The following is a 12050-nucleotide window of genomic DNA, read 5'->3' on the forward strand; positions in this document are numbered from 1 at the left end:
GAATAGTATAGTGCGCCATATAATTAAAAATGGAGCACTACAATGAACCTTAACGAATCGCTCGTCTACTGGAACCCGTGGTGGAGCGGCGAGGGACAATGGCTGCGGGCCGTTGAGCGCGAGGCGGTGCCGCACCTGAGAACCCTTCTCGAAAGGAAGGAGATCCTCACCATCAGCGGCGTCAGGAGGAGCGGCAAGACCACCATCCTACACCTGCTGGCGAAATCGCTCCTGGACAAGGGGACCCCAGCTGGAAACATCCTCCATCTCAACCTGGAGGACCCGGCGTTCCGGGACCTCGGCGTCTTCGCCCTCTACGAAAAATATCTGGAGCTGATGAATCCCGAAGGGAAGGTCTACCTCTTCCTCGACGAAATCCAGGAAGCGGACGGCTGGCAGCGGGACCTCCGCAAGCTTTACGACGGCCCGCGGGACGTGAAGCTGGTCATCAGCGGCTCCAACTCGTCGCTCCTGAAGGGTGAGAACGCCACCCTCCTCACCGGCCGCACCCTTTTCTGCGAGGTCTATCCCTTCTCGTTCCGGGAGTTTGTCGCCCTCCGCGGCGGTCCTTCCTCGCCGGAACCGCACCTGCTCCTGAAGGAGAAAACGCGGCTCATGCACCTGTTCGGGGAATACCTCATCTATGGGGGTTTCCCCGAGGTGGTCACCGAACCGGACTCGAAGGTCAAGAGGCTCCTCCTGAAGGAATACTACAACGCCATCCTCACCCGGGATGTGCTGCGGCGGCATCCGGTACGCCAGACCGCCCGATACGAATCGGCCGCCCACTGGCTGATCAGCAACACCACCGGGCTGTTCAGCGCCAAGGGCCTTGCACCGGCGCTTTCCATAAACCCGACTACCCTGGAGGAATACCTGGGCTTTCTGGAGGACGTCTACCTCTTTTTTGCCCTGAAGCATTTCTCCTTTTCCGTCAAGAGGCAGCTCACCTATCCGCGCAAGGTCTACTGCGTGGACAACGGGTTCATCGAAGCCGCCTCCTTCAGGTTTTCGGACGACTGGGGAAAACTCCTGGAAAACCAGGTCCACGCGGAACTGAAGCGCCGGGGGCACGAGTGCTACTACTGGAAGGGGAAAAAGGAGTGCGATTTTGTGGTGCTGGATCGGGGCGCCGTCACCTCCGCCATCCAGGTCTGCCACTCCCTCGCCGATGAGGCCACGAAAAAGCGCGAGCTGGCCGGTGCCCTGGAGGCGATGAATGAATTCGGGCTCGACCGGGGGCTGATTCTCACCCGCGAGGAGTTCGACACGGTTAAGACAGACGGCAAAACCATCGAGGTGATGCCGGTCTGGTGGTGGCTGCTTGTGAGGTAGTAAGAATGAATGCCGGCTGGGGCAAGCTGGAGAAGTACTCCTCTGGGGTAGATTACCGGTTCACGCGCACATGCGCGTGAACCGGTCAATTATGAGTTAGGCAAGGACTAAAATGGGAGATGAATGGTTTTATAAAATTCAGAAAAGTGGAATATTTGCTCTGTTCCACATGACTCACATATCGAACCTCGAAGGTATATTTACTCATGGCATTTTAAGTAACCACGAAGCACATCACCGGCAATTAATCGCTTCCGACATCTCCGATCCTTCAGTTCAATGCTTGCGTGACAAACTTGATCCTCGTTATAACCGGCCGATTCATGCTTATGTGCCACTGTACTTAAATCCTCGGAATCCAATGCTGTATGTAAGGAAAGAGATGCAAGAAAAAATCTGCATCCTTGAAGTGAGTGTTTCCATACTTGAAGAAAACGAATATCTGTTTACCGACGGCAACGCAGCAGCTCATGACACTCAATTCTTTTGCAACCTTGATCAGTTACACCTATTGCCGTGGGATGTCTTGAAAAGCAAGTTTTGGAATGATTTCACTGACGGAAAAAGAAAGAGATGCGCGGAGTTTCTTATCTTTCCATCGATTTCGGCAGAGTATATTATGCGGATGCATTTCATAAACGACAGAGCATCATCACAAGTCCGCAGCTTTGGTCTTCCACGGAAAATTTCACCGACAATCTTCTTTTGAGGTCATTCATGGGTATTTCAGTTTATGAAGGGAATATATTCACAACAAAATGCCAAACTATCGTCAATACGGTAAATTGCGTTGGTGTTATGGGTGCAGGTATAGCTTTGGAATGTAAACTACGTTATCCCGAGATGTATGAAAAATACGTTTCACTATGCAATCAACAAATGATTAACATTGGTGCGCTTTGGCTCTACAAAAGTCCAGAGAGATGGATACTAAATTTCCCAACGAAAAAACATTGGAAAGATCCGAGTCGTGAAGAATATTTGCATAAAGGACTGCAAAAATTCTTGGTGACTTACGAAGAAAAAGGCATTGAAACCATTGCCTTTCCTCTATTGGGTGCGCAGCACGGAGGAATTGACAAAGAACGTTCGCAGGAAATCATGGAGTCGTATCTGAGGAAATGCTCGATTCCGGTGGAAATCTACCTTTACGATCCAATGGCACCTGACGACCTCTTCGATAGGTTCAAGACAACCATTTCGAGCATGACAATAGCAGAAATAAAAAACGCGACAGGTTTAAGAGCAAATTATGTGGAGCACGTCCTAGATGCATTGAATAATCCGTCAATACGCCAACTGAATTGCCTTGCAAGAGTTAAAGGGATTGGTGAAGGCACTTTACAAAAGCTCTTTGCTTTCGCCCGTGAACAGATGCAATCATCAAGACGCCTAGTGCAGCAGTCACTAGAATTGTAATAATTTGATGGGGGTATGTTATGAAAATTGAATTTGAAGAGAGGGCTGTTGCTTTTTTAGATGTGCTTGGATTTTCTACATTAGTTACATCCGCTGCATTAAACCCAACTACTTTTGACGAACTACAAGAACTGGTGAACCTACTCTCATCCGTTGTCCCATATCTGGATCAAGGTGTAAGTAATACTGTTCCGGTTCATCTGATCCCAGAGCACACATACATATCAGACTCTATAATATTGAGTGCTCCACTTAAGGATGACGCCATGAAGAGCTACAATGGATTAAATATTGTCGTCATGCGCTGCATTCAACTCACACATCATTTTTTGAAGGCAGGATATTTGCTGCGAGGCGGCATTTCAACTGGCAAAGTCTGGCACAATAAATCAAATATTGTAGGACCAGCGTACCAAGAGGCATATGAATTAGAAAAGATAGGGGGTCATCCTTGTATCGTATTGTCAGAATCCGCAAAAGCACGGTGGAAGGGTTACGGCTCAAGAATGTGCATCATAAATGAAGATAATATTGTGATGGTTAACGGCTTACACGATTATTACATACCAGGAAATACTAGGCGAGGTGTTATTGAAAAAACCTTCGACGAATATCAGCAATTAGTGACGCGGAGAATTTCTAGCCAACTCCCTGAAAAAGCAAAGGCCAAATGGGAGTGGTTCAATAAATACCTGATTGCGGAAAAATCAGAAGCAATGAAGTGGGCTCAAGCTTATTAACAGAAGAATGCCTAACCACGCGGCGGCACACGGTCTTCGCTAACGCTACGCCGGTGCGCCTCGACCCCGTTGACCCGCACCGACCAAGGAAAGAGAAAAACTGACCATGCCCCTCCCCATCAACATAAACGACTTAATAACCTGCCGCACCGTAGAATGCGAGCGGATCGAGTTCAAGGAAGGGTGGAACCCGGAAGAGGTGATCCATACCCTCTGCGCCTTTGCCAACGATCTCAATAACTGGGGCGGCGGCTACATCATCATAGGGGTCCGCGAGGAAAACGGCAGGCCGGTACTGCCGCCGGTCGGCATCAACCCGGACGCCATCGACAGAATCCAGAAGGAACTCCTCAACCTCTGCAATCGACTGAAGCCCGCCTTTTTCCCCGTGGCCGAGCCGATTACCTTCCAGGGAAAGCAGCTTTTTATCATCTGGACGCCCGGCGGGCAGAACCGGCCGTATCAAGCACCTGTCTCCCTGGCGAAGCACGCTCCCTGCGCTTATTACATCCGCCGCTTTGCCAGCACGGTCAAAGCGCGCCCCGATGACGAGCGGGAGCTGATGGAACTGGCGGCGAACGTCCCCTTTGACGACCGGATCAATCACCGGGCCGAGCTGAATGATCTGAATCTCGGTCTCATCCGTTCGTTTCTTCAGGAGATCGGCAGCGACCTGTTTGAGCAGTCCACGCAACTCCCCTTCGCGCGCTTGTGCAAACAGATGCGTATCGTTGACGGGCCACCGGAGTATCTGAAGCCGCGTAATGCGGGGCTTCTCTTCTTTAACGATGGTCCGGGCCAGTTCTTTCCCTATGCCCGTATCGAGCTCGTCCATTTCAGGACCTCGCCCGCCGACGACATTCTGACGGAAAAGTACTTCGAAGGGCCGCTCCATCAGCAACTCCGAAATGCCCTGAGTTTCATCAAGAACACCTTCATTGTCGAGCGGGTCCGCAAAGTGCCTGGGCAGGCCGAGGCACAGCGGTTTTTCAATTATCCCTACGAAGCGCTCGAAGAAGTTCTGGTGAACGCCGTTTACCACCGCAGTTACGAGCTGCGGGAACCGGTGGAGGTGCGGATTCATCCAGAGCGGATCGAAATCCTCAGCTTTCCGGGGCCGGATCGGTCGGTGCGGAAAGAGGACATCGAGAAGGGGAACATCGTATCCCGGCGCTACCGTAACCGGCGAATCGGTGAGTTTCTCAAGGAACTGGACCTGACCGAGGGAAAAGCAACCGGCATTCCGAAGATCAAGAAGGCAATGCAGATAAACGGTTCTCCCGAACCGGTCTTCGAGACCGATGACGACCGGACGTTTTTCCTGGCCATTTTGCAGGTGCATCCGGAGTTTCGTAGTACAGGGGCTGAAGAGTCTGTAAATGTCCCTGTAAATGTCCCTGTAAATGTCCCTGTAAATGTCCCTGTAAATGCAAGGCAACAGTGGTTCCTTGACGAGCTCGCCGCCGGCAGGCATGTCAAGGCCGTTGATTTGTGCGAACACTGGAGTGTAGTGGAAAAGACCGCCAAGCGCGACATCAGCGAACTCAAGAAGCAAGGCATGATCGAATTCGTCGGGGCACCGAAGAAAGGTTATTATCGGCTCGCATGATGTCTATCACCTACCCGATCCTCACAATCCTGATCCTCTTGGTCTGGAGCGACTGAAGGGACCAGGCTGTTTTTTGAACCTAAATTACTGCGTGTCCGGTAGATAAAACCCGAATTTGCGAAGCAGTAACAAGTCCACAGACCAGGAGGGTGACATGACTAAGCCAGCGAAGAATACCATTTGCCTTTGGTACGATGGCGATGCCGAGGAAGCGGCGCGATTTTATGCCGAGACATTTCCCGATTCATCCGTTGACGCGGTGCATCTCGCACCGGGAAACTTTCCGTCCGGAAAGAAAGGGGATGTGTTGACGGTGGAGTTTACCGTGATGGGAATTCCCTGCATCGGGCTCAATGGCGGACCCGAGGTCAAGCACAACTGGGCATTCTCTTTTCAGGTTGCAACCGTTGACCAGGCTGAAACGGATCGTTACTGGAACGCCATCGTCGGCAACGGCGGCGAAGAAGTTGAATGCGGCTGGTGCAAGGACAAGTGGGGCGTGTCCTGGCAGATTACTCCCATTGCTTTGACCAAAGCGATAACCGATCCTGACATCGCCGCCGCCAAGCGTGCTTTCGATGCGATGTTGAAGATGAAAAAGATCGACATCGCTGTCATCGAGGCGGCGCACCGCGGTTGAAGCTGCAATCTTCCACGTATGCATGCCGGAACGGGGGAGTATCCGCGGTTATTGACCGTGACGCGCCGGTGCGCCCCTATAGCCGCTGATATGCGAGGATAGATGGTGATTTTACGTCAAATGGATAAACCATGAAAAAGCTTCTTTCCTGGGGCGCCGTCGGCCTTCTGACGAGCGCCCTGCTCGATCCGCTCATCTATTCCATGCTCGACAAGCCGATTCCCTGGTTTCGCGATATACTCATGGGTGCGGCCGGCTGCGCCTGTTTCTATCTCCTGATCCGTTTCCGGCACGAGTTGTGACGATGACGAGCAACCGCAAACCTTGATGCAGAAAATGGGTACGCAATGGTGACCACCTACCCGATCCTCACAATCCTCATCCTCCTCCCCCTGGCGGGATGCCTCTGCCTGGCGCCGGTCTGGAACTGCCGGAAGTCGGCCCGCCCCATCGCCTTGGGGTTTGCCGTGGCGGAGCTGGCCCTGGCGGGATGGCTGCTGTTCGCCGCGTCGGGGCTAACCACGGCGGCGGGAGCCCCGGCGGGGTACTTCCTCTGGGAGGATGCCCCGTGGATCGGGCGGTTCGGCATCCGCTACCTCCTGGGGATGGACGGGATCAGCCTCCTTATGGTGACGCTCACGGCCTTCACGTCGGTGGTGGCCATGGCGGTGTCGTGGCGCGCCGTAACCGAGCGGACCACGCTCCACTACTTCCTCATCCTCCTCATGGAGAGCGGTATCATGGGGGTCTTCCTCTCCCTGGATCTCGTCCTCTTCTACCTTTTCTGGGAGGTGATGCTGATCCCCATGTTCTTCCTGATCGGCATCTGGGGGCACGGACGGCGCATCTACTCGGCGGTTAAGTTTTTCCTCTACACCCTGGTCGGGTCGCTCCTGATGCTGCTGGCAATCATGGGGGTCTACCTCATCCACGGGAACGCCACCGGCACTTACACCTTCGCCCTCCCCATCCTGGCACAGACACCCATGGTCCATGGCGCGGCACCCTGGCTCTTCGGGGCGTTTCTCCTGGCCTTCGCCATAAAGTTTCCACTCTTCCCGCTCCACACCTGGCTCCCGGACGCCCACACCGACGCACCCACGGCGGGAAGTGTGATCCTGGCGGCGCTCCTGCTGAAGACCGGGGCCTACGGCCTGGTCCGCTTCGGCTACCCCCTCTTCCCGGAGGCGGCGAAGGGATTCACGCCGCTCCTCTACGTGCTGGCCATTACCGGCATCCTCTACGCCTCGTGGATCGCCTATGCCCAGGAGGACATGAAGCGGATGGTGGCCTACTCCAGCGTGGGGCACATGGGATTCGTGGCACTGGGAATCGCCTCCTGGAGCCCGGTAGCCCTGTCGGGCTCCATCCTCCAGATGATGAACCACGGCTTCACCACCGCCGCCCTCTTCGCCCTGGTGGGGATGCTGGACGAGAGGACCGACACACGGGAGGTGGCGGCCTTCGGCGGCCTCTGGGGGAAGGTGCCGGTCCTCTCCTTCTTCTTCCTCTTCTTCGCCATGGCCTCGGCGGGACTGCCTGGGCTCAACAACTTCGTGGGGGAGTTCCTGATCCTGGTGGGGGTTTTCCGGACCACGCCGGCTGCCGGGGCCATTGCTTTCCTCGGCATCATCCTGCCGCTCATCTACACCGTGCGGCTGGTGCAGCAGGTGCTGTTCCAGACGGAGCGGCAGCCCCTGGAACTAACCGACGTGACCCTGCGGGAAGGGGCGATCCTGGCGACGCTGGCGGTAATCGACCTGTACATTGGGGTCCACCCGAAGCCGCTCCTGGATATCCTCAAAGTGCCGGTGGCTCTTTTGACGGGAACTTCACTACCTTGAAAGCATTAACCACAGAGGACACGGAGGAACACAGAGGGTGAATCTTGGATATGATGATATTTCCGGTGAGATTATCGGGGCGGCCATGAAGGTCCATTCAGCCCTTGGGCCGGGACTTCTGGAAAGTGCATACGAAGCGTGTCTTGTTCATGAACTGAAAAAACGTGATGTTAAGGTAATATCTCAGGTAGCCCTGCCAGTGAATTACGATGGAGTGACAATCGAACTGGGTTATCGGCTGGACCTGTTGGTCGAAAACAAGGTGATTGTTGAGTTGAAAGCGGTGGAAAAAGTTTCGCCCGTGCATCAGGCTCAATTGCTTTCCTATATGAAACTAAGCGGTAAAAAACTTGGCCTTCTCATCAATTTCAACGTCATGCACCTCAGAGACGGGATAAAGAGGGTTGTCCTCTGAGGCCCTCCGTGTCCTCTGTGGTTAGCTGCTTTTAGAAAGAATCTATGTCGATAGCCGACCTCTGGACAATAATGCCCCTCCTGATCCTCGCCTGCGGGAGCGTCCTTGTGCTGCTCTTCGGGGCAATCGTGCCGGGGCGCTACGGTACCGCCATCGGTGTTGCGGTCTGCGCCGGGGCGGCCCTCTGGGCGCTGCAAACGCCTCCGCAGCCCATGGCGCCGACCCTGGGGGTGGCGTTCACCCCCTTTGCCCGCTTCTTCCTGGTCTTTTTCGCGGCGACGGCGGGCCTCTCCCTGCTCCTGGCCCACGACCATGCGGTGCGCCAGGGGCTTGGGGGGGAGGAGTACCCGGCCACGGTCCTCTTCGGCACCTTCGGCATGGGGGTGGTGGCCGGCGCAGCCAACTTCCTGACCCTTTTTCTTGGGCTTGAGGCCCTCACCTTCGCCTTCTACATCCTGGTGGCCTATGACCATAACCGTCCAGCGTCCGGGGAGGCGGGGCTCAAATATCTCCTCATGGGAGCCGTGTCAGCAGCCTTCGTGGCCTTCGGCATCGCCCTCCTCTACGGGGCCACGGGAACGCTGGAGATCGGGCGGGCCGTGGCCTCCTCCGCCGCCGGAGGAGGAATCGCCCTGGCCGGGTGGGGACTCCTGCTGGCGGGACTCGCCTTCAAGGTCTCCCTGGCACCGGCCCACCTCTGGACCCCGGACGTCTACCAGGGGGGACCGACGCCGGTGGTGGCGTTTCTGGCCTCGGGTTCCAAGGGAGCGGCCATTGCGCTCTTTCTTCTCATCCTCCCCCATCTCGGGGGAATCGGCCCCCTCCGCCCCCCCCTATGGGGGCTGGCATTCCTCTCCATGACCGTGGGAAACCTGGCGGCACTCCTCCAGCCCAACGTGAAGCGGATGCTCGCCTACTCCTCCGTGGCCCAGATGGGATACGTGGCCCTGGCGCTCCTGTCGGGGGAGCGGGGGTACGAGGCGGCGGCCTTCTACGCCGTGGCCTACGGCGCCATGGTACTGGCGGCCTTCGGCGCCCTGGCCTCCCTGGAGGACGAAAAGCCGTTGGAGCTGGTGGATGAACTGCGGGGGCTCGGCTACCGGCGCCCCTTCCAGGGTGTGGTGCTGGCGGTAGCCATGTTCGCCCTGGCGGGGATTCCCCCCACGGTGGGATTCGCCGGGAAATTCGCCATCTTTTTCGCGGCTCTCAAGGCGGGAGAAATCCCCCTGGCGGTCATCGGCATCCTCACGGCGGCGGCCTCGGCTTACTATTACCTGCGGGTGGTGGTGAACCTCTACATGAAACCTGCCGAAGAAAAGAGCCCCGGCACCCTTCCCACCCCGGCGGAGGCGCTCTGCCTCGGCGTCGTCACCCTTGCCATCCTGGCCCTGGGCGTCTTCCCCGGTCCCCTCTTCGACCTGGTCGAAACCATCCTTGCCAGATAGGAATCAATCTAAAAATCCGTACGCAGGATAAAAAAAGGGAGAGCATTGGCAAATGCCCTCCCAAATCACAGGAGATGTTTGAAGAACCGGCTGGTTTAGCGGGGCTACCTCCACCCCATCATGCTGCCGGGGCGCATCCTGCTGCCGGAGTAATTCCAGAAATGCTGCTGGGAGGTCATGTTGCGGAACATGGCGGTGTAGTTGGTGAACGTACCCGTTGTGGAAACCTGGCCCAGGTAGGTCATCATTTCCTGCCGGATGGTATCCATGGGCCGGACAACGTCAGTCGGGGCCGAAACGACATTATCGGTGATGTACGGCATCTCCAGGTTGAGCTGCCCCATCATGGCGCGGTAACGCTCCCGGTAAACAGCGCCGGTTGTTCCATTCATGACCAGAGAACTCTGCTGGGCCATGAGGGTTGCCATCTGCTGAGCCACCTCGTGGATGGTGTCGTAAGCGGCATCCGTGCCGGCAATGTAGTCGGCGAGCATGTTGGGGCCGGCGGCCAGGTTGAGCTGGTTGCGGAGCTGGGTCATGGCCTGCTCCATGGTCATGGTGGGATCGGCCTCAAGCTTTTCACGCAAAAGCGTAGACATGGGGCTGATGAACGCCGTGGTCCCGGCCGGGGCCGACATGACGTAGCTGCCGGTCACGGGCGTGTTCAGATTATCCTCATCCACGGTCGTCCCGGCTATCACCCGGCAGACCACCGGATACTGCCCAGCATCCCCTGAAGATACCTGGAAAGAGTAGTGCCCGCCGGCACCCGACATGGCCTTCGGCTCTCCCTCATCCCACTGGTAGTTACCGTTCATGTCCAGGAACACCTCGGCGTTCCGGAGGTAACCGTCGGCCACGGTCCCAGATACGGTTGCGGTGTCGCTGGACGACGAGCCCCCGTCGCCGCAGGCGGCGATGATACCCACAGCCGCAGCCAGTGCCCCTGCCGCCAGAATTTTTACTGCCTTTTGTCCCTTGCTGCCAATTGCTAACTGCATGTTTCCTCCTCTACTGGTTTCCCTGCTACCTAAGTCCGACAGGCTCCTAGTAATCGTAATATGCCGACAAACCGGCACTGTAATCGGGGCTCGAATCGGTGATCCCCTTGCCTAGATATCCGTCAAGCCCAACGCTGTCCGTCAATTGCCACTTCAAGCGTGCGCGCGCTTCGAGCAGGGAAGTGGCCCCCTCCGCCGGAGCGGTGGCCCCCTTGATGATCACCATGGGGCGGAGCCGGTTGGTCAACTGGTAGCCGAGGGCCCCGTTGTAGACCGCATAATCCTTGAGGGCGAGCAGTTCCGATTTCCCCTGGTAGACGTACCCCCCCTCGCCCCAGACGACCCAGTCTCCGAACCACTTGGTCGCCTCGATGGATGCCCCGGCGTCATATTCTCCGGTGCCGAGGGCCTTGTCCCGATCGCCGGTGGGGAACTTCACGAAGACTGTCGGACGGATTTCCGGCAGCCGCTCCCCTTCGGTTACGATGATATAGCCGGCCTTGGCAATGATGTCCCCAAGGCCGCTTTGGGATTTGTCGGCCGATGATTCTGGCACTGCCGAAGTCGGGCTGGCCCCCCCCTGGGGGCCGCGCATGGCGGCCGCTGAGGCGGATGCACCCGCCATGGCCATCGTCCCCCCCGATCCGACCCGGCCGAAGACCCCGCTGGTGACGGTGCCGCTGCTCTGGTAGACGTAGGGTATTTCCACCGAAAAATCGAGCCGTTCGGTGGGATAGACGGCAATGGTGAGCGGGGCATAGACCGATTCGGTCCGGGTACCGGTACGGTACGTGCCGCTGGCATATTCCGCCCCGAGTCCCACGGAGAACCCCGTTTCGGCGGCTCCACCTTCCCCCGGCTGCAACAGGGCCGATGCCAGGGTGGCACACACCACGAATTTTCCGACGCCAGGCAACTTTTTCAGCATCACATCTCCTTGAAATTCGACCGCCGGGCCGAACCGTATCAATGCCGCATCATCATCCCGCCACGGAAACGCATGCCGCCGCTGCGCCCCCCCATGCCCCCCCCGGAGCGCTCGGAACGGACTCCCCCCACGCTCCTCGATCCCCAGAGGGGTTCACCCCGATCGCCCCTTACTTCTGCACTGGCACCGGCCGTCTTGTTAGTCAGCTCGCGGGTGATGAGATAGGACTTCCCGTCTTTCCCCTGGGCCTTGGACCCCTTGGCTGAAACCTCGTCATTGAGCCGGACCGGAATCCCGTTTTTCTCCCAGTACGACGCGGGTCCCACCTGGAGCATCACCAGCTCGCCGCCGGCCTGCACGTCGATGAAAGTGCCATTGCTTTCTCCGCCATGGGGCGTGCCCACCACCCGGCCCGTCACCATAGTTACCGTTTCCGGATCATAACCACGGATAAAGTCCAGGCCGCTCTTATCCGAATCGTTCCCGCCAAAGCCGAAACCGAAACCGGCAAAGCTCGTGTCAGCCGGCAGGCACTGCCAAAGCATCCCCAATACGAAAAATGTGAAAAAACGCCGTAGCATCATGGAAACACCATCAAAAATTATTCAACCGTCCTTGGGAACAATTTCACAGCCCGTAGCCAACTGCCGTTTACCGGTTTTATCTTCATGAGT

General features: G+C 56.9%; 13 protein-coding genes. 10 read left to right on the forward strand and 3 right to left on the reverse strand.

The window, feature by feature from the left end:
* Window positions 1-42 precede the first annotated feature (42 nt).
* From JZM60_RS05050 to JZM60_RS05095, 10 genes are all read left to right on the forward strand, one after another.
* Window positions 43-1335, forward strand: coding sequence for an ATP-binding protein (locus JZM60_RS05050; protein ID WP_207164429.1), 1293 nt, complete (start codon window positions 43-45; stop codon window positions 1333-1335).
* A gap of 112 nt (window positions 1336-1447) precedes the next feature.
* Window positions 1448-2044 (forward strand): DUF4433 domain-containing protein, encoded by a 597-nt coding sequence (locus JZM60_RS05055; protein ID WP_207164430.1) that lies wholly within the window; start codon window positions 1448-1450, stop codon window positions 2042-2044.
* 8 nt (window positions 2045-2052) lie between these two features.
* Entirely contained in the window at window positions 2053-2754 is a 702-nt protein-coding gene (locus JZM60_RS05060; protein WP_207164431.1) for a macro domain-containing protein, read from the forward strand.
* Between the two features lie 20 nt (window positions 2755-2774).
* Window positions 2775-3494: a hypothetical protein gene (locus JZM60_RS05065; RefSeq protein WP_207164432.1), complete on the forward strand. Its 720-nt coding sequence runs from the start codon at window positions 2775-2777 to the stop codon at window positions 3492-3494.
* 106 nt (window positions 3495-3600) lie between these two features.
* On the forward strand, window positions 3601-5103 hold the full coding sequence (locus tag JZM60_RS05070; protein WP_207164433.1) for an RNA-binding domain-containing protein: 1503 nt from the start codon (window positions 3601-3603) through the stop codon (window positions 5101-5103).
* A gap of 154 nt (window positions 5104-5257) precedes the next feature.
* Entirely contained in the window at window positions 5258-5743 is a 486-nt protein-coding gene (locus JZM60_RS05075; protein ID WP_207164434.1) for a VOC family protein, read from the forward strand.
* 131 nt (window positions 5744-5874) lie between these two features.
* A complete protein-coding gene (locus tag JZM60_RS05080; RefSeq protein ID WP_207164435.1) occupies window positions 5875-6045 on the forward strand; it encodes a hypothetical protein in 171 nt (56 codons plus the stop codon).
* 48 nt (window positions 6046-6093) lie between these two features.
* Entirely contained in the window at window positions 6094-7587 is a 1494-nt protein-coding gene (locus JZM60_RS05085) for a complex I subunit 4 family protein (protein WP_207165483.1), read from the forward strand.
* A 37-nt stretch (window positions 7588-7624) separates the two neighbouring features.
* Window positions 7625-8002: a GxxExxY protein gene (locus tag JZM60_RS05090; RefSeq protein ID WP_241426373.1), complete on the forward strand. Its 378-nt coding sequence runs from the start codon at window positions 7625-7627 to the stop codon at window positions 8000-8002.
* Between the two features lie 44 nt (window positions 8003-8046).
* Window positions 8047-9447, forward strand: a complete 1401-nt coding sequence (locus tag JZM60_RS05095; protein ID WP_207164436.1) for an NADH-quinone oxidoreductase subunit N — start codon at window positions 8047-8049, stop codon at window positions 9445-9447.
* A gap of 104 nt (window positions 9448-9551) precedes the next feature.
* Here the strand turns inward: JZM60_RS05095 and JZM60_RS05100 are convergent, their stop codons facing one another.
* Genes JZM60_RS05100 through JZM60_RS05110 form a run of 3 tightly spaced genes read right to left on the reverse strand, consistent with a single transcriptional unit; the run spans window position 9552 to window position 11921 of the window.
* Entirely contained in the window at window positions 9552-10448 is an 897-nt protein-coding gene (locus JZM60_RS05100; RefSeq protein ID WP_241426374.1) for a hypothetical protein, read from the reverse strand.
* Window positions 10449-10494: 46 nt separating this feature from the next.
* Window positions 10495-11376 (reverse strand): transporter, encoded by an 882-nt coding sequence (locus JZM60_RS05105; protein ID WP_207164437.1) that lies wholly within the window; start codon window positions 11374-11376, stop codon window positions 10495-10497.
* A gap of 38 nt (window positions 11377-11414) precedes the next feature.
* Window positions 11415-11921: a MamS/MamX family magnetosome protein gene (locus tag JZM60_RS05110; RefSeq protein WP_207164438.1), complete on the reverse strand. Its 507-nt coding sequence runs from the start codon at window positions 11919-11921 to the stop codon at window positions 11415-11417.
* Between the last annotated feature and the right edge of the window lie 129 nt (window positions 11922-12050).

This window comes from Geobacter benzoatilyticus (genome assembly GCF_017338855.1).
GTDB classification, from domain to species: domain Bacteria; phylum Desulfobacterota; class Desulfuromonadia; order Geobacterales; family Geobacteraceae; genus Geobacter; species Geobacter benzoatilyticus.

What these genes read in the sequence shown, in the direction of transcription:
- JZM60_RS05105 (WP_207164437.1), bottom strand. Translation starts at nt 11,376, where the DNA reads ATGCTGAAAAAGTTGCCTGGCGTCGGAAAATTCGTGGTGTGTGCCACC.
- JZM60_RS05095 (WP_207164436.1), top strand. Translation starts at nt 8,047, where the DNA reads ATGTCGATAGCCGACCTCTGGACAATAATGCCCCTCCTGATCCTCGCC.
- JZM60_RS05060 (WP_207164431.1), top strand. Translation starts at nt 2,053, where the DNA reads ATGGGTATTTCAGTTTATGAAGGGAATATATTCACAACAAAATGCCAA.
- JZM60_RS05065 (WP_207164432.1), top strand. Translation starts at nt 2,775, where the DNA reads ATGAAAATTGAATTTGAAGAGAGGGCTGTTGCTTTTTTAGATGTGCTT.
- JZM60_RS05055 (WP_207164430.1), top strand. Translation starts at nt 1,448, where the DNA reads ATGGGAGATGAATGGTTTTATAAAATTCAGAAAAGTGGAATATTTGCT.
- JZM60_RS05110 (WP_207164438.1), bottom strand. Translation starts at nt 11,921, where the DNA reads ATGCTTTGGCAGTGCCTGCCGGCTGACACGAGCTTTGCCGGTTTCGGT.
- JZM60_RS05075 (WP_207164434.1), top strand. Translation starts at nt 5,258, where the DNA reads ATGACTAAGCCAGCGAAGAATACCATTTGCCTTTGGTACGATGGCGAT.
- JZM60_RS05070 (WP_207164433.1), top strand. Translation starts at nt 3,601, where the DNA reads ATGCCCCTCCCCATCAACATAAACGACTTAATAACCTGCCGCACCGTA.
- JZM60_RS05050 (WP_207164429.1), top strand. Translation starts at nt 43, where the DNA reads ATGAACCTTAACGAATCGCTCGTCTACTGGAACCCGTGGTGGAGCGGC.
- JZM60_RS05080 (WP_207164435.1), top strand. Translation starts at nt 5,875, where the DNA reads ATGAAAAAGCTTCTTTCCTGGGGCGCCGTCGGCCTTCTGACGAGCGCC.
- JZM60_RS05100 (WP_241426374.1), bottom strand. Translation starts at nt 10,448, where the DNA reads ATGCAGTTAGCAATTGGCAGCAAGGGACAAAAGGCAGTAAAAATTCTG.